The sequence below is a fragment of the Citrobacter sp. Cpo071 genome, from assembly GCF_030332765.1.
Lineage (GTDB): Bacteria > Pseudomonadota > Gammaproteobacteria > Enterobacterales > Enterobacteriaceae > Citrobacter > Citrobacter portucalensis.
Map to the genome: position 1 here is coordinate 112,402 of NZ_JAOWHE010000081.1, position 24,862 is coordinate 137,263.

25 protein-coding genes are annotated in these 24,862 nt (G+C 54.1%); 11 read left to right on the plus strand and 14 right to left on the minus strand.

Translation table 11 applies throughout. The features are described 5' to 3' along the window. Window positions 1-196: 196 nt before the first annotated feature. On the plus strand, window positions 197-1,042 hold the full coding sequence (gene sseA / locus OGY09_RS13750) for a 3-mercaptopyruvate sulfurtransferase (RefSeq protein WP_032944216.1): 846 nt from the start codon (window positions 197-199) through the stop codon (window positions 1,040-1,042). A 43-nt stretch (window positions 1,043-1,085) separates the two neighbouring features. Here the strand turns inward: sseA and sseB are convergent, their stop codons facing one another. The 11 genes from sseB to trmJ form a co-directional block, all read right to left on the minus strand. Beyond that, window positions 1,086-1,862 (minus strand): enhanced serine sensitivity protein SseB, encoded by a 777-nt coding sequence (gene sseB / locus OGY09_RS13755; RefSeq protein ID WP_016157136.1) that lies wholly within the window; start codon window positions 1,860-1,862, stop codon window positions 1,086-1,088. Between the two features lie 70 nt (window positions 1,863-1,932). Next, on the minus strand, window positions 1,933-3,216 hold the full coding sequence (gene pepB / locus OGY09_RS13760; protein ID WP_032944218.1) for an aminopeptidase PepB: 1,284 nt from the start codon (window positions 3,214-3,216) through the stop codon (window positions 1,933-1,935). A 61-nt stretch (window positions 3,217-3,277) separates the two neighbouring features. Further along, the gene (gene iscX, locus OGY09_RS13765; protein WP_286590551.1) at window positions 3,278-3,478 is read right to left on the minus strand and encodes a Fe-S cluster assembly protein IscX; all 201 of its coding nucleotides are present in this window, start codon (window positions 3,476-3,478) and stop codon (window positions 3,278-3,280) included. 11 nt (window positions 3,479-3,489) lie between these two features. Further along, complete coding sequence (fdx, locus tag OGY09_RS13770) at window positions 3,490-3,825, minus strand: ISC system 2Fe-2S type ferredoxin (RefSeq protein ID WP_003037690.1); 336 nt, start codon at window positions 3,823-3,825, stop codon at window positions 3,490-3,492. A gap of 1 nt (window position 3,826) precedes the next feature. Further along, window positions 3,827-5,677, minus strand: coding sequence for a Fe-S protein assembly chaperone HscA (hscA, locus tag OGY09_RS13775; protein ID WP_003838439.1), 1,851 nt, complete (start codon window positions 5,675-5,677; stop codon window positions 3,827-3,829). Window positions 5,678-5,692: 15 nt separating this feature from the next. Then, window positions 5,693-6,208, minus strand: coding sequence for a co-chaperone HscB (gene hscB, locus OGY09_RS13780; protein WP_003835201.1), 516 nt, complete (start codon window positions 6,206-6,208; stop codon window positions 5,693-5,695). Window positions 6,209-6,316: 108 nt separating this feature from the next. Further along, window positions 6,317-6,640, minus strand: coding sequence for an iron-sulfur cluster assembly protein IscA (gene iscA, locus OGY09_RS13785; protein WP_003835203.1), 324 nt, complete (start codon window positions 6,638-6,640; stop codon window positions 6,317-6,319). Between the two features lie 20 nt (window positions 6,641-6,660). Next, on the minus strand, window positions 6,661-7,047 hold the full coding sequence (iscU, locus tag OGY09_RS13790) for a Fe-S cluster assembly scaffold IscU (protein WP_002913991.1): 387 nt from the start codon (window positions 7,045-7,047) through the stop codon (window positions 6,661-6,663). Between the two features lie 25 nt (window positions 7,048-7,072). Beyond that, window positions 7,073-8,287: a cysteine desulfurase gene (iscS, locus tag OGY09_RS13795; RefSeq protein ID WP_003835233.1), complete on the minus strand. Its 1,215-nt coding sequence runs from the start codon at window positions 8,285-8,287 to the stop codon at window positions 7,073-7,075. Window positions 8,288-8,399: 112 nt separating this feature from the next. Next, window positions 8,400-8,891 (minus strand): Fe-S cluster assembly transcriptional regulator IscR, encoded by a 492-nt coding sequence (gene iscR, locus OGY09_RS13800; protein ID WP_003037674.1) that lies wholly within the window; start codon window positions 8,889-8,891, stop codon window positions 8,400-8,402. Between the two features lie 239 nt (window positions 8,892-9,130). Continuing rightward, window positions 9,131-9,862 (minus strand): tRNA (cytosine(32)/uridine(32)-2'-O)-methyltransferase TrmJ, encoded by a 732-nt coding sequence (gene trmJ, locus OGY09_RS13805; RefSeq protein ID WP_003835235.1) that lies wholly within the window; start codon window positions 9,860-9,862, stop codon window positions 9,131-9,133. A gap of 118 nt (window positions 9,863-9,980) precedes the next feature. On the opposite strand from trmJ, the gene suhB reads away from it, so the two are divergent. Continuing rightward, complete coding sequence (suhB, locus tag OGY09_RS13810) at window positions 9,981-10,784, plus strand: inositol-1-monophosphatase (protein WP_003835237.1); 804 nt, start codon at window positions 9,981-9,983, stop codon at window positions 10,782-10,784. A gap of 103 nt (window positions 10,785-10,887) precedes the next feature. Here suhB and OGY09_RS13815 read toward each other — a convergent pair whose 3' ends face one another. Together OGY09_RS13815 and OGY09_RS13820 are read right to left on the minus strand one after the other, a co-directional pair. Next, entirely contained in the window at window positions 10,888-11,868 is a 981-nt protein-coding gene (locus tag OGY09_RS13815; RefSeq protein ID WP_032944220.1) for a nickel/cobalt transporter, read from the minus strand. Continuing rightward, window positions 11,859-12,497: a DUF1007 family protein gene (locus OGY09_RS13820; protein WP_032944224.1), complete on the minus strand. Its 639-nt coding sequence runs from the start codon at window positions 12,495-12,497 to the stop codon at window positions 11,859-11,861. The genes OGY09_RS13815 and OGY09_RS13820 overlap by 10 nt, the downstream gene beginning before the upstream one ends. A gap of 420 nt (window positions 12,498-12,917) precedes the next feature. On the opposite strand from OGY09_RS13820, the gene OGY09_RS13825 reads away from it, so the two are divergent. From OGY09_RS13825 to csiE, 7 genes are all read left to right on the plus strand, one after another. Then, entirely contained in the window at window positions 12,918-13,901 is a 984-nt protein-coding gene (locus tag OGY09_RS13825; RefSeq protein ID WP_003037665.1) for an autoinducer 2 ABC transporter substrate-binding protein, read from the plus strand. 103 nt (window positions 13,902-14,004) lie between these two features. After that, a complete protein-coding gene (locus OGY09_RS13830; RefSeq protein WP_008785466.1) occupies window positions 14,005-15,513 on the plus strand; it encodes a sugar ABC transporter ATP-binding protein in 1,509 nt (502 codons plus the stop codon). Then, entirely contained in the window at window positions 15,506-16,495 is a 990-nt protein-coding gene (locus OGY09_RS13835) for an ABC transporter permease (protein ID WP_008785467.1), read from the plus strand. The genes OGY09_RS13830 and OGY09_RS13835 overlap by 8 nt, the downstream gene beginning before the upstream one ends. Window position 16,496: 1 nt before the next feature. Next, the gene (locus tag OGY09_RS13840) at window positions 16,497-17,450 is read left to right on the plus strand and encodes an ABC transporter permease (RefSeq protein WP_003037658.1); all 954 of its coding nucleotides are present in this window, start codon (window positions 16,497-16,499) and stop codon (window positions 17,448-17,450) included. Between the two features lie 17 nt (window positions 17,451-17,467). Beyond that, window positions 17,468-19,105: an FGGY-family carbohydrate kinase gene (locus tag OGY09_RS13845; protein ID WP_008785469.1), complete on the plus strand. Its 1,638-nt coding sequence runs from the start codon at window positions 17,468-17,470 to the stop codon at window positions 19,103-19,105. After that, window positions 19,102-19,701, plus strand: a complete 600-nt coding sequence (locus OGY09_RS13850; protein ID WP_032944227.1) for a KpsF/GutQ family sugar-phosphate isomerase — start codon at window positions 19,102-19,104, stop codon at window positions 19,699-19,701. The genes OGY09_RS13845 and OGY09_RS13850 overlap by 4 nt, the downstream gene beginning before the upstream one ends. A gap of 883 nt (window positions 19,702-20,584) precedes the next feature. Further along, a complete protein-coding gene (gene csiE / locus OGY09_RS13855) occupies window positions 20,585-21,862 on the plus strand; it encodes a stationary phase inducible protein CsiE (RefSeq protein ID WP_032944230.1) in 1,278 nt (425 codons plus the stop codon). Here csiE and OGY09_RS13860 read toward each other — a convergent pair. Further along, complete coding sequence (locus OGY09_RS13860; protein WP_032944232.1) at window positions 21,857-23,005, minus strand: 3-phenylpropionate MFS transporter; 1,149 nt, start codon at window positions 23,003-23,005, stop codon at window positions 21,857-21,859. The genes csiE and OGY09_RS13860 overlap by 6 nt on opposite strands. 493 nt (window positions 23,006-23,498) lie before the next feature. Between OGY09_RS13860 and OGY09_RS13865 the strand changes: the two genes are divergently transcribed. Further along, complete coding sequence (locus tag OGY09_RS13865) at window positions 23,499-24,077, plus strand: fimbrial protein (RefSeq protein ID WP_008785473.1); 579 nt, start codon at window positions 23,499-23,501, stop codon at window positions 24,075-24,077. 83 nt (window positions 24,078-24,160) lie between these two features. After that, window positions 24,161-24,853: a fimbrial biogenesis chaperone gene (locus OGY09_RS13870; RefSeq protein ID WP_032944234.1), complete on the plus strand. Its 693-nt coding sequence runs from the start codon at window positions 24,161-24,163 to the stop codon at window positions 24,851-24,853. Window positions 24,854-24,862 lie beyond the last annotated feature (9 nt).

Consider the following 24,862-nt stretch of genomic DNA (forward strand, 5'->3'; position numbering starts at 1 on the left):
TGGCCGTAGTGGCCCGTTAGCTACGTAGAACAACTATTATGCGTCAGATTTCCGGCTGTGGAAGTCAGTAACTGAACAACGTTGTCTTAATTTAAGTGATTAATGTGGATTCACCTGACAAATCAGCCTGTTTTACTTGTCGCTTTACGGTAAACATCCGACAATTTGCCAAAACCTGGTAAAAATGGAGATGCCTATGACCACCGCCTTCTTTGTCGCTGCCGACTGGCTTGCCGAACACATTGACGACCCGGAAATACAAATTCTTGATGCCCGGATGGCACCTCCAGGACAGGAAGATCGCGATGTTGGCGAGGAGTATCGTGCGGGCCATATTCCTGGCGCAGTATTTTTTGATATTGAAGCGCTTTCCGATCATACCTCACCGCTACCGCATATGATGCCACGCCCCGAAGCCTTTGCCGTTGCGATGCGCGAGCTGGGCGTTGATCAGGATAAGCATCTGGTTATCTACGATGACGGTAATCTGTTTTCCGCGCCACGCGCATGGTGGATGCTGCGGACATTTGGCGTCGAAAATGTCTCCATTCTGGCAGGCGGTCTGGCAGGCTGGAAGCGCGATGAGTTAATGCTCAAGGAAGGCGATGAGGATTTACATGAAGGTGAATTTAACGTGGCCTTTACGCCTGACGCAGTTGTGCGCGTTACCGATGTACTGCTGGCCAGTCATGAAAAAACGGCGCAGATCGTCGATGCCCGTCCGGCTGCGCGTTTTAATGGCGAAGTTGACGAGCCGCGTCCTGGTCTGAAACGTGGTCATGTGCCGGGTGCGCTTAACGTACCGTGGACAGAACTGGTTCGTGACGGCGAACTGAAAACCACCGATGAGCTGGATGCTATTTTCTTCAGCCACGGCGTGAGCTTTGACCGCCCTATTATCGCCAGCTGCGGCTCCGGCGTAACGGCTGCCGTCGTCGTGCTGGCACTTGCCACGCTGGGCGTTTCTGACGTCGCATTGTATGACGGCGCATGGAGCGAATGGGGAGCGCGCAACGATTTACCGGTAGAACCGCAATTATAAAGCTGGAAAAGCCGGATAGCGCTTCGCTTATCCGGCCTACAATTTAGATAATCCGGTTCTGTTTAAAGTCGCGCAGGAAACCGCCCCAACGGCGTTCGTAGAACGGTGCGATATGCTCAGTGATAAAGTGGCTCACGCCCTTCTCACCCTTCTTCACCTGGCAGATATCAATAGGTTCATCGCCCGGCAGCGTATCGGTCGCGACGCTGCCAGCAGCGTGGATGATCTCTTCAATATCCCCTTCAGCTTCAATACCAATCAGCAGATTCGGCTGGGCTTCCGCGCTTTCTTTGATTGAGCAGAGAAACGCGCGTTTTACCGGCTTAATGGTTTTAAACAGCGTAGTCAGCGAGTCAATCATCTGCGCCGGAGGTTCAGCGACTTCAGAGAGGATCAGCGATTCACCGCCTTCCAGTACTTCCTGGGTGCTGAGCGGATTCCCCTCTTCCCCCATCAGCAGGCTGATTTCACGCGGCATAAATTCTTTGCCGGTCGGCAGTTTCGCGTTGAGAAAGAGCGTTTCGCCGAGCGTCATTTCAAACAACGTACGCACCGGCATAACGACAAATGCCTGCTCATCTTCCACCGCCTGCTGCAGTGCTTCCAGAGAAGTGAAGAACGGGATCACGGTCGTTCCGTCTTCTTTTTCCCAGTGCTGCAGATCGAGAGCGCTGTCTTCAACCACCGCCTCGCCTTCTGCGGCAGTACCCGGCACCCAGACTGTGGATTCCAGTAAAGTACGGAAAAATGCCGGACGATGCGCAGGCTCTGTTGCCGCTTGTTCCAGCAATGTTTCTAATTCGTTTTTTGTTTCGGACATAAGTATCACAAATTGGATGAATACATGTAGGCCGGATAAGCGTAGCGCCATCCGGCAATACAGTAATAAATTATGCGGTCAGCAGATTCGCAATCGTGCGCACACCCAGACCGGTTGCGCCCGCAGACCACTGCTCAACCGGCGCTTTGCGATAGGTTGCGGAGCAGTCGATATGCAGCCAGCCCTGCTGGTAGTTTTCCACGAAATGGGACAGGAAGCCCGCCGCGGTGCTTGCGCCAGCCGGGTAAGCCGCGCTGCCGGTGTTATTCAGTTCGGCAAAGTTCGACGGCAACTGGCTACGGTGAAACTCTGCCAGCGGCAGACGCCAGAACGGTTCGTTTTCTTGCGCCGCACTTGCCAGCAGGCGAGCAGCCAGCTGATCATCAAAGCTAAACAGCGCGTGGTAATCGTTGCCCAGCGCGGTTTTCGCCGCGCCGGTCAGCGTGGCAGCATCAATGATCAGTTCCGGTTTCTGCGCGCTGGCATCGATCAGGCCATCGGCCAGCACCAGACGTCCTTCGGCATCGGTATTCATCACTTCAACTTTTTTACCGTTGCGATAGTGAATAATGTCGCCGAGCTTAAAGGCGTTGCCGCTAATCAGGTTATCCGCGCAGCACAGATACAGCTTCACGCGCTTGTTCAGACCACGGGTGATGGCAAATGCCAACGCGCCGGTGACCGTTGCCGCACCGCCCATGTCGGACTTCATTGAGTCCATAAATGCGCTTTGCTTGATGCTGTAACCACCGGAATCAAAAGTAATTCCCTTACCAACCAGGCAGGCATAAACCGGGGCTTCTTTGTCGCCTGTTGGGTTGTAGTCCAGCGCCAGCAGCACTGGAGGACGTTCAGATCCGCGACCCACGGTATGCAGGCCCATGTAGTTCTGCTCGCGCAGATCTTCACCTTTGGTGATGCGGTAAGAGACGTTATCGCACGCGACGGAGCACAGCAGATCAACAGCGCGCTGTGCCAGCTGTTCCGGGCCCAGCTCTTCTGCCGGGGCGTTAATGGTATCGCGCACCCAGTCAATAATCTTCAGACGGCTATCCAGCTCTTTGCGCTGCGCTTCGTCCAGAGCAGCCCACTCAACTTTGCGGGTGCCTTTTGGTCCCTTGTAGCCCTGCCAGAACGCCCAGCTACGTTCGGTATCCCAGCCTTCACCGTCCAGTTGAACGTGTTTAATACCCAGGCCGTCGATTTTACGCGCGGCACGCTGGATAAGGCCGAGGTCATCTTTTCCGTTCAGGTGCAGGGTAATGCCGTCATTATTAATGCTGTATGTCGCCTTTTCACCCCAGCGGACATCGGCGGGTTGCGTGGAAAGCGTAATTTTCATGGCTTCTGTCATTTTATTTATCCTTATTTTCGCGCATACAGGAAAACGGGCCACCCGTGGGCAGCCCGTTGACTTATTCGGCTTCGTCCAGCCAGACCAGCAAAATGGCCTCAAGGATTTTTTCGTTCGATGCCTGAGGATCATCATCGAACTCTTCCAGGTCACAGATCCACTGGTGCAGATCGGTGAAACGAACGGTCTTGGGATCGAGATCGGGGAAAGCGTCATACAGCGTCTCGCCGATTTCGCGGCTATCGGTCCACTTCAGTCCCATACTACCCTCTGTTAATGCTCACGCGCATGATTGATTGTGTAACGTGGGATTTCGACCACTAAATCGTCCTCGGTTACCCGCGCCTGACAGCTTAAACGGCTCTCCGGCTCCAGTCCCCAGGCTTTATCCAGCATGTCGTCTTCTTCTTCTGTGCTTTCCGGCAAAGAATCAAAACCTTCACGCACGATGCAGTGGCAGGTAGTGCAGGCACAGGATTTTTCACAGGCGTGTTCAATCTCGATCCCGTTACGCAGGGCAACGTCGAGAATGGTTTCGCCGGTCTCAGCTTCCAGAACTGCGCCATCGGGACAGAGATCCTGATGAGGCAAAATAACAATCTTTGGCATATTAAACCTCGTCCACGGAATGGCCTTTCAGCGCGCTACGGACGGATTTGTCCATGCGGCGAGCGGCGAATTCCTGGGTTTGTTTGTCTACGTTTTTAATGGCTTGTTCTATCGCGTCAACATCGTCACCCTGTGCAACCTCGCTCAAGTGCGCGGCGGCGGTGTCGATAGCCTGACGTTCTGCGGCGCTTAACAGCGCGGCATCAGCGTTCAGCGCACCGGATAAACTCTCCAGTACGCGTGCCGCTTCGACTTTCTGTTCTGCCAGCATACGGGCTTTAACGTCCTGCTCGGCAAAACTCATCGAATCCTGAATCATGGAGGCGATTTCACTGTCGGTCAGACCGTAGGACGGTTTAACCTGGATTGAGGACTCAACGCCTGTGGATTTCTCCATGGCGGTGACGCTCAGCAGCCCATCGGCATCCACCTGGAAGGTCACGCGGATGTGCGCACCGCCAGCCGGTAATGCCGGGATGCCGCGCAGCGCAAAACGCGCCAGTGAACGGCAGTCCTGCACCAGCTCACGCTCGCCCTGCATCACGTGAATGGACATCGCGGTTTGGCCATCTTTAAAGGTGGTAAAGTCCTGCGCGCGCGCCACTGGGATAGTGGTGTTACGCGGGATCACTTTCTCCACCAGACCGCCCATGGTTTCCAGTCCCAGAGACAGCGGGATAACGTCCAGCAGCAGCATTTCGCTGTCCGGTTTATTTCCGACGAGAATATCCGCCTGGATTGCCGCACCGATAGCGACCACTTTGTCCGGGTCAATAGAGGTCAGCGGCGTGCGGCCAAAAAATTCACCGACGCGTTCACGTACCAGAGGCACGCGCGTTGAACCGCCAACCATCACCACTTCCAGCACATCTTGCGGCTCCACGCCCGCATCTTTCAGCGCGCGACGGCAGGCCAGCAGCGTACGCTTGACCAGTGCGGAAATGAGTTCATTAAAGGTTTCACGGGTGATTTCACCCTGCCATCCAGCCACGTTAACCGTTACAGAATCAGCGTCGCTAAGTGCGATTTTCGCTGCAATCGCGGCATCCAGCAGTTCACGCTGTACGCGGTTATCGCTGCGATCGGCCACGCCCGCCTGCTCGCGAATGTAATCGGCCAGCAGATGGTCAAAATCGTCGCCGCCGAGCGCGGAATCACCGCCGGTCGCCAGCACTTCAAATACGCCACGGCTCAGGCGCAGAATAGAAATATCAAACGTACCGCCGCCAAGATCGTAGACTGCGATCACGCCTTCCTGACCGGAGTCCAGACCATACGCGATCGCCGCTGCGGTCGGTTCGTTCAGCAGACGCAATACGTGCAGGCCCGCCAGACGCGCGGCGTCTTTGGTCCCCTGACGCTGTGCATCGTCAAAGTAAGCCGGAACGGTGATTACCACGCCGTCCAGTTCGCCGGACAGCGATTCGGTAGCCCGCGCGGCCAGCGCTTTCAGAATATCAGCAGAGACGCGCACCGGATTAAGCAAACCGGCAGCGGTTTCAATCATCGGCAGACCGTTTTCGCTCGCCTGGAACGTATATGGCAGATGCGGGTAACGCGCCTGGATATCCGCCAAAGAGCGGCCCATCATGCGTTTTACCGAGCTAACGGTGTTAGCCGTATCCAACGCTGCATTGGCGCGGGCATCGTAACCGACAGAGTAGCCCTGCTGCTGATAGTGAACCACTGACGGCAACAGGTGGCGACCTTCATGGTCTGCCAGCGTTTCGGCCTGGCCGCTGCGTACGGTAGCAACCAGGGAGTTGGTGGTGCCTAAATCGATACCTACCGCCAGACGACGCTGGTGCGGCGCGGCGCTCAGACCAGGCTCACTAATTTGTAATAAGGCCATTTTCGCTTCCGGAAATTAAAAATCGAGCAGTTTTTCTTCGAGTTGTTCTGCACTGCTTCGCAGTTTATCGAGAAAACGCAGCTTACGCACGGTATCTGCCGCTGCGTCCCACGTCTCGCTATCCAGCTGTTCCACCATCAGTTGATGGCGAACGTTATACATTTCGCTGACGCGTTTCATAAACGCATCTAAACGTTGACTGTCTTTTGCCTGTTCAATCTCGTCCAGCTCTTCACGAAGCTCCAGTTGCTCCATCAGGAACGCGGTATCGCGCACCGTGTGCTGCTCGCTGCGGATATCAAAACCGTGTAAAGACAATAAGTATTCGGCGCGCATCAAAGGATGGCGCAGCGTTTGCCAGGCCTGGTTGATAGTGGCGGACTGCGAAACCGCAGCAAGTTGTTCCGCCTGGGAACCGCTGGCGAATTTATCAGGATGATACTGACGTTGTAGATCCTGAAAACGTAGGCTCAGCGCCTGAGTATCGAGCTGATAACGGGCCGGTAAGCCAAAGAGGGTGAAGTAGTCCATAACATTCTCAGGGCATCGATTCTCTGTTGTTCGATGAGGCAAAACCAGAGAGTCAGGTAAAACAAACCCCACGCGCAGGCGACCACGGTGGGGTTATCAGTAAGCGCGTTACACGTGGAAGCTTTCGCCGCATCCACATTCGTCTTTCACGTTCGGGTTAGTGAACTTAAACCCTTCGTTCAGACCTTCTTTGACGAAGTCTAACTGCGTACCGTCGAGGAATTGCAGGCTCTTACCGTCGATCACGACTTTTACGCCTTTGTCTTCAAACACGGTATCTTCAGCCGCCGGCTCGTCAACAAATTCCAGTACATAGGCCATACCTGAGCAGCCGGAGGTTCTCACGCCCAGACGCAGACCAAACCCTTTACCGCGGTTTGCCAGGAAGGTATTTACACGCGCTGCTGCACTGTCGCTTAAGGTAATCGACATAATAAAACCTCAACTCTTAATTATTTTGCTTCACGTTTGCTTTTGTAATCCGCAATCGCGGCTTTAATCGCGTCTTCAGCCAGAATAGAGCAGTGAATTTTCACCGGTGGCAGTTCAAGCTCGTCGGCGATATCGGTGTTTTTAATCGCCTGTGCTTCGTCCAGAGATTTCCCTTTTACCCATTCGGTAACCAGAGAGCTGGAAGCAATAGCGGAACCGCAGCCGTAAGTCTTGAAACGCGCGTCTTCAATGATACCCTCATTGTTGACTTTGATCTGCAACTTCATCACGTCGCCACAGGCCGGTGCACCTACCATGCCGCTGCCCACGTTCTCATCGCTGTTGTCAAAAGAGCCCACGTTACGTGGATTCTCGTAATGATCGATTACTTTTTCGCTGTAAGCCATGCTGAATTCTCCTTATCGGTACCGATTAGTGATGTGACCATTCAATGCTGTTCAGATCCACGCCCTGTTTGAACATTTCCCACAGCGGAGAAAGGTCGCGCAGGCGGCCGATGGAGTTGCGAACCAGATTGATGGCGTAGTCAATCTCTTCTTCGGTAGTGAAACGACCTAAAGAGAAACGAATTGAGCTGTGTGCCAGCTCGTCGGTCATCCCCAGCGCGCGCAGCACGTAGGATGGCTCCAGGCTTGCAGAAGTACATGCAGAACCGGAGGATACAGCCAGGTCTTTCAGCGCCATAATCAGCGACTCGCCTTCAACAAAGTTGAAGCTGACGTTGAGAATGTTCGGTGCGCCCTGCTCGAGGTCACCGTTGAGGTACACCTCTTCCATATCTTTCACGCCGTTCCACAGACGGTTACGCAGACTGCGCAGGCGCGCCATCTCGGTTTCCATCTCTTCTTTAGCGATACGGTATGCTTCACCCATGCCGACGATCTGGTGCACAGGCAGCGTACCGGAACGCATACCGCGCTCGTGACCGCCGCCGTGCATCTGCGCTTCAATACGAATACGCGGTTTACGACGAACGTACAGCGCGCCGATACCTTTCGGCCCATAGATTTTGTGGCCGGAGAAGGACATCAGGTCAACTTTCAGTTGGCTCAGATCGATAGGCAGTTTGCCCACGCTCTGGGTCGCATCAACGTGATAGATGATGCCGCGAGCACGGCACATTTCGCCGATAGTCGCGATATCCTGCACCACGCCGATTTCGTTGTTCACGTGCATGATGGACACGAGAATGGTGTCGTCACGCATTGCAGCTTCAAGTTCTTTCAGGTCGATAATGCCGTTACGCTGTGGGGCGAGGTAGGTGACTTCGAACCCTTCGCGCTCCAGCTGACGACAGGTATCCAGCACGGCTTTGTGTTCGGTTTTGCTGGTGATGATGTGCTTGCCTTTTTTCTGATAAAAGTTGGCAGCACCTTTAATCGCCAGGTTATCGGATTCAGTCGCACCGGAAGTAAATACGATTTCACGCGGGTCAGCGCCCACGAGGTCGGCAATCTGGTTACGGGCGATATCTACCGCCTCTTCAGCCTGCCAGCCGAAACGGTGTGAACGAGACGCTGGGTTACCAAAGTTTCCGTCCAGGGTCAGACACTGCATCATTTTCTCGGCAACACGCGGGTCCACCGGCGTGGTTGCGGAGTAGTCGAGATAGATCGGTAATTTCATTGCTCTATAAACTCCGTACATCGCTTCAATGCAAGGAATCAGGCAACCGGCTGGATGTACGACCGAGTTAACGGGGTGTGTAGCACCCCGGCCTGATTCTAAAATACTTTTATTATGCGCGTAACTTAACGTCGATCGCGTCTTGAGCACGATTAGTGCGTGGAGCGTCATGGGTATGCTGGCGACCAGACACATCCAGGACTTCCTGATTATTTACCAGTTCGCCCAACGTAATGTTGTTGAGGAAACCGGTCAGACGATCGCTCAGATCGCGCCACAGCGCGTGGGTCAGGCATTTATCGCCGCCCTGACAACCGCCTTTGCCCTGGCAACGGGTCGCATCTACAGACTCGTCAACAGCGCTAATCACTTCACCTACTGCGATGCTGCCGGCATCTTTACCCAGCAGATACCCGCCGCCTGGTCCACGTACGCTGGAAACCAGACCGTTTTTACGCAAACGGGAAAACAGCTGCTCCAGATATGACAGGGAAATTCCCTGACGTTCAGAAATATCAGCCAACGGTACCGGGCCCGTTTCGGAGTTGAGCGCAACGTCCAACATTGCGGTCACGGCATAACGCCCTTTTGATGTCAGTCTCATGTCTTACTTAGCCTCAAACTCGCCCCTGCCCGGGGTTTTTTATTGTAAAATGGGGGTATTGCATAGCAGGGGCAAGTCTGACATTCCCGACTAAATCAGTCAACTATTTACTTGACTAATTTAGTCAGGTATTTAACCTTCAGTGCCATTTTCACTTGCCGGATGCGCTTCGTTTATCCGGCCAGCAAATCGTGCGGCCTGTAGGCCGGATAAGCGAAGCGCATCCGGCATTAGTACAGTTACTTGCTTTTATTCTGCTGCTCGATTGAAGCTAAAATCCCGCGCAGGATGTTCAGCTCCTGGCTCTCTGGACGCGCGCGCGTGAACAGACGGCGCAGTTTATTCATCACCTGCCCCGGGTGCCCTTCGCGGATAAACCCGGTCGACAGCAGCGTTTGCTCCAGATGACCGTAAAAACGCTCTAAATCATCGACCAGCGGATACTCTGCTTCTTCGTAATCTACGGTCTTATCGCTTTCCTGCGTCGCCAGCCAGGCCATGCGCACCTCATAAGAGATGACCTGCACTGCCATCGCCAGGTTGAGCGAACTGTATTCCGGGTTCGCGGCAATGGCGACGTGATAATGGCACTTCTGCAGCTCTTCGTTGGTCAGACCAACACGTTCACGACCAAAGACCAGCGCCACCGGCGAGTTCGTCGCTTCAGAGACACTTTTTAAACCGCATTCACGCGGATCCAGCATCGGCCACGGCAGCGTGCGGGAACGCGCACTGGTGCCTACCACCAGGCTACAGCCCGCCAGCGCTTCATCGAGCGTATCGACGATCTGCGCGCTGCCGATCACATCACTGGCACCCGCTGCCAGGGCGATGGCCTGGGAGTCCGGTTTAACCAGTGGATTTACCAGCCACAGATTGGTTAAACCCATGGTTTTCATTGCGCGGGCTACAGAGCCCATGTTGCCAGTGTGAGAGGTTTCCACCAGCACGATTCGAATATTTTGCAGCATTGTATTTCTTCGGCTAAAGATTATTCGGGCATATTATCATAAAACGAAGACATATTCCGAACTCGCTGCTATACTCTGCGCCGTTTTCCCGTTCTTTAACATCCAGTGAGAGAGACCGATGCATCCGATGCTGACCATCGCCGTGCGCGCAGCGCGCAAGGCGGGTAATGTAATTGCCAAACACTACGAAACCCCAGACTCTGTAGAAACCAGCCAGAAAGGCAGCAATGATTTCGTGACTAACGTCGATAAAGCCGCCGAAGCGATTATTATCGAAACGATTCGCAAATCTTACCCACAGCACACCATCATCACCGAAGAAAGCGGTGAACATGTTGGTGAAGATTTGGATGTTCAATGGGTTATCGATCCACTGGATGGCACCACCAACTTCGTAAAACGTCTGCCGCACTTCGCGGTATCCATCGCAGTACGCATCAAAGGCCGTACTGAAGTCGCCGTTGTTTACGATCCAATGCGTAACGAACTGTTCACCGCAACCCGTGGCCAGGGCGCACAGCTGAACGGCTACCGTCTGCGTGGCAGCACCGCCCGCGATCTGGATGGCACCATCATCGCCACCGGTTTCCCGTTCAAAGCCAAACAGCACGCCGCTTCTTACATGAAAATTCTGGGCAACATGTTTACCGAATGCGCGGACTTCCGCCGCACCGGTTCTGCTGCGCTGGATCTGGCCTACGTTGCCGCAGCCCGCGTTGACGGTTATTTCGAAATTGGCCTGCGCCCGTGGGATTTCGCCGCAGGTGAGCTGATTGCCCGTGAAGCTGGCGCACTGGTTTGCGACTTTACCGGTGGTCATAACTACATGGCGACCGGCAACATCGTTGCAGGTAACCCGCGCGTAGTGAAAGCCATGCTGGCTAACATGCGTGACGAACTGAGCGATGCGCTGAAGCGTTAATCGTTGATGCCGGATGGCGGCTAGCGCCTTATCCGGCCTACCAGGGAAGTTCCCCGTAGGCCTGATAAGCGAAGCGCCATCAGGCATTCATCCTACAACAGTGCTAAAACGGTCTTATCCCTCGCCCTACCGGCACCGCGCTCATCCACATCACAATCGCAGCAGCAATCAGCACCGCACCACCGGCTAATGCCAGCGTCGTCCAGCCAATCTGTCGCCACAATACCGGCGCTTTATGCCCGCTAAGTTTCACCGCCAGCGAGCGGAAACTGTGTACCAGCAGAGCCAGTGACGTAATCGTCAAAGAGGTTCCTGCCGCCATCGCCAGCGCCGACGCCATCCCCCAGCTAAACACGCCAACCACTTTGCTGAACAGTAAAACCATGATGGCCCCCGAGCACGGGCGCATCCCCATAGACAGCACGATCATCAACCGGGCACGCCAGTCATCACCACTTTGCAGCTGTTCAGGATCGGGCAAATGCTGATGCCCGCAGCCGCAACCCTCGTGATGCACATGATGCGGCGTGAAGGCAGTGAATTTTGGGCGGCGCAGCAGCTGGCGCAATTTCTTCAGCGCACGGACGCACAATAAAACGCCCAACACGCCAACCAGAGCATAACTCCCTTTCTCCAGCCAGAAACTACTCATATGTAGCTGTCGTGCGGGCAACTGCAAGATGGTAAGCACCACAACCACCAGTCCGATGGCGACCAGCCCCTGTAATAAAGATGAGGCTAGCGTCAGGCCAATACTCGACTTCAGCTTCGAGGGGTGCGTTGCCAGCCAGGTGGTAATGACGACTTTTCCATGTCCCGGTCCCAGCGCATGCAGAACACCGTAGAGAAAACTAAACAGCAGCAGCGATCCCCCGGCCTGGGCCGGATTGGCGGCAACCGCTTTCAGCAACCCGCTCATCTGTTGGTTAACGTCGCGCTGCCAGACGACACTTTTCATCATCACCTGCGGCCAGGCCTGCCATAGCCACAGTATGCCGCCTGCCGCCAACAGCAAAAAGACAGCCAGCGGCCATAGCGTCAGCCAGCGACGTCTGGCTGCACGTTGTTGATAAACTACTGACATTGCAGCGTTACCGTCTGTGCAAACTGTTTACCCAACTCCATATCCTCCGGCGGTGCGTCTTCTTTATCCAGCGACTGCGCAAAGCTCAGCGTTTGTTCATTGGGCGTCGGCGTATGTACTGAAATCCGGCATTTCTGGCTTATGGCCTGCCCCAGCCTGGCGTCGCTGTCTTTGTCATAGCTCATATCAACGTAGTAGGTCGGGTCGAAGGTTGAAATGGTATATTTTTGACCACTCAGCGGCTGAGCTTCGGCCAGCGGCAAAACGAACGTCAGCACTGCCTGGTGTTCCTCCCGCGCCATGCCATATTCCGTCGGCCTGTTTTTAAACTTTACCTTTTTCCCGTCGTGCCACACTTCGGTGAAATAGTGCTGCCCGAGAACGTTGGCCATCACTTCCGCCGCCAGTTTCTTCCAGATCTCATCACCAGGTTTGGCATTCCCCGCATCGTAAAGCAGATCCGCCGAGGTAATTTCATCCATCGTCCAGCGCATTTTCAGCGCGACGAACTGGTCATTCTCGCTCACTATCTCAGTTTTCAGATGGATAAAGCTGTGGGGATGCGCGCCTGCGCCAAAGGACAGGACAGCGAGAAACAACGTGATAATGATACGTTTAACGCCTTGCATGAGTTCTCCACGATGAAAATCTACACCGCCACAAATAATGATGCCTGGTTTGGCGAAAGTGTGCTGAGGATACCATTGAACGAAAAAATATTGAGCACCCTTTTCCGGTATCGATTCAGTTCTCAATTTCGATAATTTCTTCTTCGGGAAATTCCCCCCAAACACCTTTTAGGCGTCAAAACTTAAGCCAAATGATAAAAAAATGTTAATTGATGGTTTCATTTTAATATTTAATTAACACTTAATTTGAAAACCTGAATGTAAAACCATGCAAATTTAACCAATTGTTAACCATTTTATTTCTATAAATTCACAATAATGGGCATATATCACATTTACCAAACTTATGATTCATTCCCTCTTCCATTCATTGTTAACTTCACGCCGTGACATGTCCTGCCCCCTACGAAAGGTACAACTATGAAATTCAAACTCGCATTACTCAGTGCAACCCTGGTTTCTGCATGCATGTTGTCCGGCACGTCCTTTGCGGCGGAAAAATATGAAATTGCTGTGGTTGCCAAAGTCACCGGGATCCCATGGTTTAACCGGATGGAAACCGGCGTAAATGAAGCAGCAAAAAAACTGGATGTGAATGCTTACCAGACCGGACCTTCAACGCCGGACCCGGCGCAGCAGGTGAAAGTGATTGAGGATCTGATCGCCAAAAACGTTAATGCGATCATCGTGGTGCCGAATGATGCCAAGGTCCTTGAGCCGGTACTGAAAAAAGCGCGCGATAAAGGCATCGTGGTGCTGACGCACGAATCCCCGGATGAGCAAATTGGCCAGTGGGATATCGAAACCATCGATAGTGAAAAATACGCACAGGCTAACGTCGATGAGTTAGCGAAAAATATGGGCGGCAAAGGCGGATATGCCATCTATGTTGGTTCGCTGACGGTCCCACTGCATAACGCGTGGGCGGATTATGCGATTAAGTACCAGAAAGAAAAATATCCGGAAATGTTCGAAGTCACTTCACGTCTGCCGGTCGCGGAAAGTATCGATAAATCCTACGCCACAACGCTGGATCTGATGAAAACCTACCCGCAGATGAAGGGCATTATCGGCTTCGGCTCACTGGGTCCAATCGGTGCGGGTCAGGCTGTGCAGAAAAAACGCGCCAAAGATAAGATCGCCGTCGTCGGGATCGCTATGCCGGCGCAGGCAGCACCTTACCTGATGCGCGGTGATATCAAAAAAGCGCTGCTGTGGGATCCAAAAGACGCGGGCTACGCGCTGGTCACCGTTGCCGATCAGCTGTTGCAGGGCAAAGAAGTGAACGCCGATCTGAGTATCGATGGTTTAGGGAAAGCCGATATCGACACGGAGAAGAAAGTGATCCGCTTTAACAAGATCCTCGAAGTCACCAAAGACAACGCACAATCACTTGGTTTCTAAGGCTTTAGCCAACACCAGGGAACCTTAACGCCGACCGTCTGGTCGGCGCTATCAACCAAACTAACACTCAGCGTCCCCCCGGACGCGCGCAGGGGTATTGTCCATGGCAGACACCACCGCATTTATCACTCTTGAGAATATCAGCAAACAATTCCCGGGCGTGCTGGCGCTGGATAACGTGAATCTGACGCTGAGAAAAGGCGAAGTTCACTGTCTGGCGGGTCAAAACGGCTGTGGTAAAAGTACCATTATTAAAGTGATCTCCGGGGTTTATCATCCGGAAAAAGGCGCGCAGATTTTACTCGACGGAAAATTGTTCCATCATCTGACGCCGCAGCTCTCTTCCCATTATGGCATTCAGGTTATTTATCAGGACCTGTCGTTGTTCCCCAACTTTAGCGTCGCAGAAAATATCGCGGTCAACCGCTATCTGCCGGGTGGCGATATCTGGGTGCGTCGCGGCGCCATGAAGCAGCAGGCGCTGGCAGCCATGAAACGTATTGGGGTGAATATCGATCCCGATAAAAAAGTTGAAAAACTCTCAATTGCTGATCGACAGCTGGTCGCCATTTGCCGGGCGATTGCCGCCGATGCGCGTCTGGTGATTATGGACGAGCCCACCGCCTCGCTAACCCGCCAGGAGGTTAATGGCCTGCTGCGGGTAGTTAATGAACTGAAAGCGGCCGGAATTTGCGTCGTGTTTGTCAGCCATCGTCTGGATGAGGTGATGGAAGTGGCTGACCGCATCAGCGTAATGCGCGACGGCAAACTGGTGGGTACATACCCTGCCAGCGAACTCGACAGTCACGAACTAGCCTTCCTGATGACCGGACAACGCTTCCACTACAGCCCATTGCCGGAAAGACCTGCTATTGAGCAAGAGCCGCTCCTTGAGCTGCGCAATCTCAGCCGCAGAGGTAAATACCAGAACATCAATCTGTCGCTGCACGGCGGCGAGATCGTCTCCATTGTTGGTCTTCTGGGTGCCGGGCGCACCGAGCTTTGTCTGAGCCTGTTTGGTATGACGCACCCGGAAAGCGGCGAGATTCGCATTAACGGTCAGCCGGTTACTCTGCGCAATAACCATGACGCCATCCAACACGGGATCGGCTATGTCTCAGAAGATCGCCTGACGCAGGGGCTGATCATGGAGCAGTCGATCTACGACAACACCATCGTCACGGTGTTTGATCAACTGCACACCGGTAGCGGTCTGCTCGATCATCGTAAAGCGCAAAAGTTGGTCGCCGATTTAATCCGCGAACTGAATATCAAAGTGTCCGATCCGCACCTGCCGGTCAAAACCCTTTCCGGCGGTAATGCCCAGCGTATCGCCATTGCCAAATGGGTGGCGACCAATCCCCGCATCCTGATCCTCGACTCGCCTACCGTCGGCGTGGATATCGCCAACAAAGAGGGCATTTACCAGATAGCCCGCGATTTGGCGGAACAGGGTATGGCGGTGCTGATGATTTGCGATGAAATCCCGGAAGCGTATTACAACAGCCACCGTGTGCTGGTAATGCGTCGCGGCAAGCTGGTGGCGGAATTTAATCCTCATCAATGCCGTGAAGAGGAGATTGCTGAAGTGGTCGAGGTAATCAATGAATAAGATGCATCTCTCCCGTTTAATCGGGCAACATGAGTTCTGGCTGGGCCTGCTGGTTGTAGCCCTTGCCGTTGGGCTAAGCATCAGCACCGACGAGTTCTTGTCTTTGGGGAACCTGACGGATGTGGCCACCAGCTACGCGATTCTCGGCATCCTGGCCTGTGGGCTGTTTGTGGTGCTGATTTCCGGCGGGATCGACATCTCATTTCCGGCGATGACCGCGATAGCCCAGTATGCAATGGCCAGTTGGGTTATCGGTCACGGCGGTAACTTCGCGCTGGCGTTAATCATCGCCATTGCGGTGGGCCTGCTGCTTGGGCTGATCAACGGTTTTCTGGTCTATTGGCTACGCGTTCCGGCAATCATCATTACCATCGCCACGTTGAACGTCTACTACGGTCTGCTGGTTTACGCCACCAAAGGCACCTGGCTGTACGGCTTCCCGGACTGGTTTATGAACGGCATTAACTGGTTCTCGTTCACCGCGGCGGATGGCTACGACTACGGTTTGACCCTGCCCCTGCTGTGCCTGGCGGCGGTGATCATTTTTACCGCCGTGCTGATGAACTATACCCGTCTTGGCCGTCAGGTTTACGCCATGGGCGGCAACCGCGACGCGGCCTCGCGCCTGGGGCTGAATCTGCTGAAGCTGCATTTTTACGTCTATGGCTACATGGGCATTCTGGCAGGCGTTGCCGCCGTGGTTCAGGCGCAAATCACCCAGTCAGTTGCGCCCAATTCGCTGCTCGGCTTTGAGCTGACGGTGCTGGCGGCGGTAGTACTCGGCGGAACCAGCATGAGCGGCGGGCGCGGTACGTTGACCGGAACCCTGCTCGGCGTGGTTCTGCTGGCCTTCTTACAAAATGGCCTGACGCTGCTCAGCGTCTCCTCTTACTGGCACACCGTGTTCAGCGGTGCCATTATTCTGGTCAGCATTAGCGCCACGGCCTGGAACGAAAAACGCAAACTGGCAAGGGAGCTTTGAGATGAAAACAATCGCCAGATTTTTACCCGGTGATGCCATCATTCGTCTGCAATGCGTGATTATTGTGGTCGTCGCCCTGGTCTTCTCGGCCCTGCTCGGCAGCCGTTTCTTCAGCGTCGCTAACTTCCAGTCGATTGGCTCACAGCTACCAATCCTCGGCATGCTGGCCCTCGGGATGGGCATGACCATGCTGACCGGCGGCATTAACTTGTCGATTATTGCCGGGGCGAACGCCTGCTCGCTGGTGATGGCGGCGATTATCGTCACCCATCCGGATAACCCGCTGTTTCTGGTGCTGGCGCTGCTGGCAGGCGCTGCCGTGGCGGTGGCTATCGGCACGCTCAACGGTGCGCTGATTGCCTGGGTCGGGGTTTCGCCTATTCTCGCCACGCTCGGCACGATGACGCTTATCTCCGGGCTGAATATTCTGCTTTCCAACGGGACGGTGATTTCCGGTTTCCCGACCGCCATTCAGTACCTTGGTAACGCCACGATTGCCGGTATTCCGGTGGCGCTACTGCTCTTTTTCCTGGTGGCAATCCTGCTGTGGGTACTGCTGGAACACACCACGCTTGGGCGCAGCCTGTATCTCGTTGGTTCCAATGAACAGGCTACCCGCTACAGCGGCGTAAATACCGTACGGGTACAAATTTCGGTGTACGTGATTTCTGCCCTGCTCGGCTGGGTCGCCGCCATTTTGATGATGGCGAAATTCAACTCAGCTAAAGCCGGATACGGTGAATCCTACCTGCTGGTCACCATCCTTGCCTCCGTCCTCGGCGGTATCAACCCGGATGGCGGCTTCGGGCGCATTATCGGCCTGGTGCTGGCACTGATTGTGCTGCAAATGCTGGAAAGCGGCCTTAACTTGCTGGGGGTCAGCAGCTATCTGACGATGGCGCTGTGGGGCGCGGTGCTGATCCTCTTTATCGCATTACAGAATCGTAAAGCCTGATTTCAGGAGAAAAAATTATGGCAAGTTACTTTATTGGTGTGGATGTCGGAACCGGAAGCGCCCGTGCTGGCGTGTTTGATCTCAACGGCAGAATGGTCGGTCAGGCCAGTCGGGCCATCGAGATTTACCGCCCGCAGGCCGATTTTGTTGAGCAGTCTTCCGATAACATCTGGCAGGCGGTGTGTAACGCGGTTCGCGATGCGATTAACCAGTCGGATATCAACCCTATCCAGGTGAAAGGTCTGGGCTTTGACGCGACCTGTTCACTGGTGGTACTGGACAAAGAAGGTAAACCGCTGACCATCAGCCCGTCCGGGCGCAGCGAACAGAACATCATTGTGTGGATGGATCACCGCGCCATTACTCAGGCCGAGCGCATCAACGCCCTGCATCATCGGGTGCTGGACTACGTTGGCGGCATTATCTCCCCGGAAATGCAGACGCCAAAACTGCTATGGCTGAAGCAACATATGCCCAACACCTGGGCCAATGCGGGATACTACTTTGACCTGCCCGATTTCCTGACCTGGCGCGCAACGGGCGATGACACGCGCTCATTGTGTTCGACGGTGTGTAAATGGACCTATATGGGCCATGAAGACAAATGGGATGCCAGCTATTTCCGCCAGATTGGGCTGGAAGATTTGCTGGAGCATGATGCTGCCAAAATTGGTCGCTACGTGAAAACCATGGGCGAACCGCTCGGTCACGGGCTATCCGCGCGCGCCGCCAGCGAAATGGGGCTGATTCCGGGGACCGCTGTCAGCGTCTCGATCATCGATGCCCACGCCGGTACCCTCGGCACGCTCGGGGCAAGCGGTGTTTCCGGCGAGGTGGCGGATTTTGACCGTCGTATCGCGCTGATTGGCGGCACTTCCACTGGACACATGGCGATTTCCAAAGAGCCGCGTTTTATCGGCGGCGTCTGGGGTCCTTACTACTCAGCCGTGCTGCCAGAATACTGGCTCAACGAAGGTGGACAGTCGGCAACAGGGGCGTTAATCGACCACGTTATTCAGTCGCATCCTTGCTACGAAACCCTGCTGGCGCAAGCTAAATCTCAGGGGCAGACCATTTACGAAGTGCTGAATGCGCTGTTGCGTAAAATGGCCGGTGAGCCGGAAGATATCGCATTTTTAACCCGCGATATGCACATCCTGCCCTATTTCCACGGCAACCGCTCGCCGCGCGCTAACCCAACGCTTACGGGCGCAATCACCGGACTGAAACTGTCACGTACGCCGGAAGATATGGCGCTACAGTACCTTGCGACCATCCAGGCCATTGCGCTGGGAACCCGCCATATCATTGAAACGATGAATCAAAGCGGCTACACCATCGATACGATAATGGCCAGCGGCGGCGGGACGAAAAACCCAATCTTCGTTCAGGAACATGCCAACGCCACCGGCTGCGCGATGCTGCTGCCTGAAGAGAGCGAAGCCATGCTGCTGGGTGGTGCCATGATGGGAACTATCGCCGCGGGCGTTTTCGAAACCTTCCCGGAAGCGATGTCGGCGATGAGCCGGATTGGTAAAACGGTTACCCCGCAAACAAATCGCATTAAGCAGTACTACGATCGCAAATATCGGGTATTCCACGAGATGTATCAGGATCATATGAAATACCGCCAGTTGATGCAGGAGGACGCATGAGCGACTCCTGGTCTCAGGCCACCGGCGTATTTCAGCTCTATAGCAATGCCCTGGCGGGTCTGGGGCAGCATCTGACTGAACCGCTCTGGCAGTCGCTGATGGCGGAGCTGCGCGGCTGTCAGGGGAAAATCGTCGTCACCGGCGTAGGTACTTCCGGCATCGCAGCGCGTAAAGTGGCGCATATGCTTGCGTGCGTGGAACGCCCAGCGATCTACCTCAACGCGACGGACGCGGCGCATGGCGATCTCGGTTTTTTACGCGCCAACGACCTGGTGATTATGCTGTCGCGTGGGGGGAATTCGGACGAACTCACCCGGCTGCTGCCCGGACTGAATGCGCGAAATGTGTCGATTCTGAGCGTGACTGAAAACGCCGATTCTGCCATTGCTAAAGCGTCGAGACTGGTGATTTCCACCGGCGTCCAGCGTGAGGCCGACCCGCTCAACATGTTGGCCACCACATCAATTTTACTGGTGCTGGCTATCTTTGACGCCGCCTGCGCCTGCCTGATGAGCGAAAGCGGTTACTCAAAAGAGACGCTGTTGTCTGTGCATCCCGGCGGTGATGTGGGATTAACGCTGAGCCGTGGTAAGTAACGCCAGACAGCTGTTTCGGAGGTAATGAATCTGTTGCCTCCGGTATATTGCTACGTTCACCTTATGTTTTTCACTTCTCTGAAACGATACTGCCTGTGAACGTGTTAAGGGTACTATCGCCGTACCCTTAACAATCCCGGCTCCCGGCGGGAAAATTGTTGCTACGCAATACCCTCCGCTTTTTCCTTCAGGCTACCGGGCCGGGCGCGAGGTAGCGTCCTTGCAAAGCGCGCCCTGAGCCAGCATCCATGCTGGCTCTCCCGGCCTGACGGAAACACGTCGGCAATTTTCAGCCGGACCAGCCCACACCTGACCATCTGCGTTTTTTGTTTAAACAGCAAAACGGGTTTCACTGGAAGTCAGAGCGTTGAAGCGATGACCCCGGTCCGGCTGAAAATCGATGAGGCGTTGACGGCTGACCGGGTCTGCCCGCATGGATGCGGGCAGAGTGGACGGCCTGCAGGGACGCAGGCTCGTCCCCGACCCGACAGGCAGACGGCATAAGACGAATGAATCGCATCGCGACGATTTTCCCGCCGGGAGCCTGGGATGCAAGGGAGGCGGCGGTGAGCCTCCCTTGCACGTTCACGGGTATCTATGATTCAGAGAAGTGATAACGCAGGGGTGAACGGAACCCCATAGCGGAATAAAATATTCTCCATCATGTTTAACATGACATGCAGTGCATCTCTGGCATATCTAAACAAAAGATAAAACAGTGAAAAAGCGGATTAACGCGCTGCGTTCCACTACCGCTATCTGTTCCGCACGTTAAAAATTCTGTGACGCTCTCCAGCATTCCTGGTGGAAAGCATTCCATTCTCAAAATCTATGAGCAAACTTTAGCTATTCTTATCAAACATACTCACGGGAGAATCTACAGATGATGTCAACGCTTGCCCCACCATCTGTACTTTCCGCTCCCCAGCGCCGTTGCCAGGTGCTGCTGACGCTTTTCCTGCCGGGGCAAATCGCTACTACACAAACCTTCAGCAGCCTCAACGGTGTCGATGATGCCACGGTTCAGGAAGATATTATTGGCGCAGGACTCGAAATCCAGCGCTATCACCGGCTCGCGATAGCCACCGCGCAGAATGGTGGCTATACGATCGAAGGAACCCCGCTAAATCAACGTCTGTGTCTGTTGCAGTGGCTGCGCCGTGGCCTGCGGATTTGCCCTGCCTTTATCGCCCAGCAGTTTACCCCGGCGTTAAAAGCAGAACTTAAACAAAGGGGGATCGCACGTACGCTGTATGACGACACCAATCTGCATGCGCTCATTAATCTGTGCTCCCGGCGCTTGCAGAAGCCGTTTGAGTGTCGTGACATCCAGTTCCTGCGCCTGTATTTACAGTACTGCCTGCTACAGCATCACGCGGGGATCACCCCGGAATTTAACCCACTCCAGCAACGCTGGGCGCAATCCTGCGCGGAATATCCGCTCGCCGAGGAAATTGGCCGTCACTGGCAGCGCCACGTCATGCAGAGTGCACCGCTGGGCGAATCGCTGTTTATGGCGTTGCTGTTCTCAATGCTTCGTATCCCCGACCCGATTCGCGATAATCACCAGCAGGATCGCCGCCTGCGCCTTGCTATTGCGCGGCTGGTGCTGCGTTTTCGCGAGTATGGCAATGTGCGCTTCAGCGATGAACAAGGGCTGAATGACCAGTTGTATATCCACCTGGCTCAGGCACTGAACCGCAGCGTGTTTGCTATCGGCATTGATAACACGCTGCCGGAGGAGTTCAGCCGCCTTTATCCCCGGCTGGTCCGTACTACCCGCGAGGCGATTCACGGCTTCGAGGCCGAATACGATGTGCAATTTTCCGAAGAAGAGATCGGGCTGGTGGCCGTAATTTTCGGCGCCTGGCTGATGCAGGAGAAGGATTTACACGAAAAGCAGATTATCCTGCTGACCGGTAGTAACGAACAACTTGAAGTGCATATAGAGCAACAGCTGCGCGAACTGACGCTGCTGCCGCTCAACGTAAAACATATGCCGATGCAGGACTTTCAAAAAGAGGGTGCCCCGCGCGGCGTAACGCTGATTATTACGCCGTACACCACGCCGTTACCGCTATTTTCACCCCCGTTGATTCATGCGGATCTGGCGCTTACGCCGCATCAGCAGCAGCAGATCCGCAAAATCCTCGAATCATAACGTTGCAGGCTGCGCGACCACTTTCGGGCGCAGAACGATTGCCGGGAGCGCCACCAGCGCCATCACCCAGAACACGCCGCTGCCCAGATTCTGGTACAGATAGCCCGCGAATACGGTCATGATAGCGATACTGCCACCCATCGCTATCGCGGAATACACCGCCTGCAAACGAATAACTTCGCTCCCCTGGCGTGCCGCGATATAACGCATTGCCGCCAGATGGCAGACGGTAAAGGTTCCGCAATGGAGGATTTGCACCACGATCAGCCACGGCAGCTCGGTGCTCCAGCCCATCAATCCCCAACGCACCACCCCGCAAACGGCAGAAAGCAGCAGCAGATCGCGGGCGCTGAAGCGACGGAACAGCTTGTGGCTAAGTGCGAAAATAATCACCTCCGCCACCACACCTAGTGACCATAAATAGCCCACCGCCGAAGCGGAATATCCGGCAGACTGCCAATAGATGGCGCTGAAACCATAATACGCAGCATGCGCCCCCTGTAGCAGACTCACGCAAGCAAGAAAACGCCAGCTCTGGGTTATCAGCGCGCGCCAGGCGGGCCATCCCGCACTCTCCTGCTGACGGTTTTCACCCGCTGGCTGCACGCTCGGGCGAATCATCATGCCCAGCAGCATCGAGGCGACGCCAAGCGATAGCAGGACCAGGATCACCCGATAGTCAAACAGGCTCACCAGCTTGCCGGTTAGCGCGGAGCCGATCACAAAAGCCACGGATCCCCACAGTCGCACCCGACCGTAATCCATGGTTATCTGTTTCTGCCAGGTGTTGGCCAGCGCATCGGTCAGCGGTACCAGCGGTGAGAAAAACAGGTTGAAGCCGACCATCACCACCATCAGCCACGCCACGTTGGTTCCCGCCCAGAAGGCCAGCGCAAACACCAGCGTCAACAGGGCCAGAATACGTAACGCTGAGATCAGCCGAGAGGGATCGCTCACACGCGGCGCAATCAGCAAACTACCGACAAAACGGGCAATCAGCCCCGCGCCCAGCAGTAAACCGATAGTTTCCGGCGTCAGCCCTAACCCTTCGAGCCAGACGCTCCAGAAAGGCAGAAAGATACCGTAGCTAAAGAAGTAGGTGAAATAACCGAGCGCCAGCCAGCGCGTGGAATGCAAAGCCATGGGTCCTCCCGTTTTGGAAGCCCTAGTCTAATGACTCAAACCACATTCTGAAGAGTACTACCGTTCACATTTACGAAATAATTGTGACAAACATCACCTTTAACCAACACGATTGGTCATCCGCATCCGCAATCGTTTACATCTGTATGATTTTACAGCAGGAAACATGATGGGATGAATAAACAGTAATGCAAGGAATTGAATGGATTTTGCGAAAAATACTCAGCTGAATACCAAAAGCCTTAATATCATCACAAGTATATCATTTAGCAGCCAATATTCGTGATTGCAATATTTTGACTCCGTACTAATTTAAAATTATTTAAATGTAATAGCAGTTAGCCCGTTCATTTTTAATAAATATAATCTGAAAATCTCACTTATTAATATGACTGCCAGCGCATATCTAATACCATTGCCCAGCAATTAATTTTGATCTTTGTCTTTTCATTAATTTAATTGCTAACAGGTTAATCAAATAAGAGGGACTTTAATGAACAAAATTGCAAAATCTATAGCGGTTAGCTTGCTGGCGCTTTCTGCGGGAAGCGCATGGGCGACGGACGGTAAAATTGAATTTACGGGTGAAATTCTAACCAGCACCTGTGAATTCGCCGATGGTGACGTCATCAACGTGGAACTGGGTCATTACGCCGCCGCACAGTTTAAAACTGTCGGTGATACCAGCCCGGCGATTCCGGTTAATATTCCGTTGGAAAACTGCCCAGCCTCCCCGTGGGAGCACGTTGATGGCACAACGGACAACTCGTTCCAGCTGTGGCTGGAAACGCGCGCTGGCGGCACCGTAGCCGATCACGACGATCTGGTCGCCGTTAGCAGCATGGATACCGCCGCAACCGGCGTGGGCATCCGTATCGCAAGAGCCAGCGACAACGCAACGATGGTGCTGAATAAGCTGCCCGCGGCTGATTCAAAAATCAGCTTTGCCCCGGAAGCCGATGGCACCACTATCGTAGGGCTACAAGCCTATTACGTCTCCACTGTTGATCCTAAAGAGATCTCCCCAGGCGAAGCCAACGCCAGCGTTGACGTCACCATCGACTACCGCTAATCCCGTATACCGTCTCTTTCCATCCCTTCTTCCCGCTGGGATGGAAAGAGACGTTTTTTGACATCAGGTTAAGGATAACAGCGATGAAAAAAAACACCGCGCTCGCTTTGGCATTGGTGCTGGGCAGTTGGGTCAGCCAAAGCCTCGCTGGCGGTATTGTGCTACAGAGAACCCGTGTCATCTACGATGCCGGGAAAAAAGAGGCCGCGCTGCCGGTGGCTAACCACAGTGAAGGTCTGCCTTATTTATTGCAGTCGTGGGTCGACAATGCACAGGGAACCGCACGAGGCCCCTTTATTATTACACCGCCGCTTTTTCGCCTCGATGCTGATAACGATTCATCATTACGAATTATAAAATCATCTGAAAACATTGCTAACGATAAAGAATCGTTGTTCTTTATTAATGTGCGCGCTATTCCTGCCAAAAGCCAAACCACCGATGCGAATAATAATACGCTAACGCTGGTATTTAAAACACGAATAAAACTATTTTATCGCCCGACAAATTTAGTCGGCAAGCCGTACGATGCTTATAAATCTCTTGAATATAAATATAGTAATAATGAGTTAGATATATATAACCCATCGGCTTATCACGTCGTATTCGCCGGTCTTGCGCTAGGGAAAACCGATCTCACGAATAAAATCGATTACATCGCTCCCGGTGAGCATAAACGGCTGGCGGTCCCCGCCGCCGCAGGGAAAACGGTGCGGTGGGCCGCGATCAACGACTATGGCGGTACCACCAAAACAGAAACCCAGACACTGCAATAAGCCACGCCT

Excerpts from the sequence above, each read along its gene's own strand:
- trmJ (WP_003835235.1), bottom strand. The coding sequence starts at position 9,862 with ATGCTGCAAAATATTCGAATCGTGCTGGTGGAAACCTCTCACACTGGC.
- OGY09_RS13850 (WP_032944227.1), top strand. The coding sequence starts at position 19,102 with ATGAGCGACTCCTGGTCTCAGGCCACCGGCGTATTTCAGCTCTATAGC.
- sseA (WP_032944216.1), top strand. The coding sequence starts at position 197 with ATGACCACCGCCTTCTTTGTCGCTGCCGACTGGCTTGCCGAACACATT.
- hscB (WP_003835201.1), bottom strand. The coding sequence starts at position 6,208 with ATGGACTACTTCACCCTCTTTGGCTTACCGGCCCGTTATCAGCTCGAT.
- OGY09_RS13830 (WP_008785466.1), top strand. The coding sequence starts at position 14,005 with ATGGCAGACACCACCGCATTTATCACTCTTGAGAATATCAGCAAACAA.
- OGY09_RS13820 (WP_032944224.1), bottom strand. The coding sequence starts at position 12,497 with ATGCAAGGCGTTAAACGTATCATTATCACGTTGTTTCTCGCTGTCCTG.
- OGY09_RS13835 (WP_008785467.1), top strand. The coding sequence starts at position 15,506 with ATGAATAAGATGCATCTCTCCCGTTTAATCGGGCAACATGAGTTCTGG.
- OGY09_RS13815 (WP_032944220.1), bottom strand. The coding sequence starts at position 11,868 with ATGTCAGTAGTTTATCAACAACGTGCAGCCAGACGTCGCTGGCTGACG.
- OGY09_RS13870 (WP_032944234.1), top strand. The coding sequence starts at position 24,161 with ATGAAAAAAAACACCGCGCTCGCTTTGGCATTGGTGCTGGGCAGTTGG.
- pepB (WP_032944218.1), bottom strand. The coding sequence starts at position 3,216 with ATGACAGAAGCCATGAAAATTACGCTTTCCACGCAACCCGCCGATGTC.
- iscR (WP_003037674.1), bottom strand. The coding sequence starts at position 8,891 with ATGAGACTGACATCAAAAGGGCGTTATGCCGTGACCGCAATGTTGGAC.
- OGY09_RS13860 (WP_032944232.1), bottom strand. The coding sequence starts at position 23,005 with ATGGCTTTGCATTCCACGCGCTGGCTGGCGCTCGGTTATTTCACCTAC.
- hscA (WP_003838439.1), bottom strand. The coding sequence starts at position 5,677 with ATGGCCTTATTACAAATTAGTGAGCCTGGTCTGAGCGCCGCGCCGCAC.
- suhB (WP_003835237.1), top strand. The coding sequence starts at position 9,981 with ATGCATCCGATGCTGACCATCGCCGTGCGCGCAGCGCGCAAGGCGGGT.
- fdx (WP_003037690.1), bottom strand. The coding sequence starts at position 3,825 with ATGCCAAAGATTGTTATTTTGCCTCATCAGGATCTCTGTCCCGATGGC.
- csiE (WP_032944230.1), top strand. The coding sequence starts at position 20,585 with ATGATGTCAACGCTTGCCCCACCATCTGTACTTTCCGCTCCCCAGCGC.
- iscU (WP_002913991.1), bottom strand. The coding sequence starts at position 7,047 with ATGGCTTACAGCGAAAAAGTAATCGATCATTACGAGAATCCACGTAAC.
- iscS (WP_003835233.1), bottom strand. The coding sequence starts at position 8,287 with ATGAAATTACCGATCTATCTCGACTACTCCGCAACCACGCCGGTGGAC.
- iscX (WP_286590551.1), bottom strand. The coding sequence starts at position 3,478 with ATGGGACTGAAGTGGACCGATAGCCGCGAAATCGGCGAGACGCTGTAT.
- sseB (WP_016157136.1), bottom strand. The coding sequence starts at position 1,862 with ATGTCCGAAACAAAAAACGAATTAGAAACATTGCTGGAACAAGCGGCA.
- iscA (WP_003835203.1), bottom strand. The coding sequence starts at position 6,640 with ATGTCGATTACCTTAAGCGACAGTGCAGCAGCGCGTGTAAATACCTTC.
- OGY09_RS13865 (WP_008785473.1), top strand. The coding sequence starts at position 23,499 with ATGAACAAAATTGCAAAATCTATAGCGGTTAGCTTGCTGGCGCTTTCT.
- OGY09_RS13845 (WP_008785469.1), top strand. The coding sequence starts at position 17,468 with ATGGCAAGTTACTTTATTGGTGTGGATGTCGGAACCGGAAGCGCCCGT.
- OGY09_RS13840 (WP_003037658.1), top strand. The coding sequence starts at position 16,497 with ATGAAAACAATCGCCAGATTTTTACCCGGTGATGCCATCATTCGTCTG.
- OGY09_RS13825 (WP_003037665.1), top strand. The coding sequence starts at position 12,918 with ATGAAATTCAAACTCGCATTACTCAGTGCAACCCTGGTTTCTGCATGC.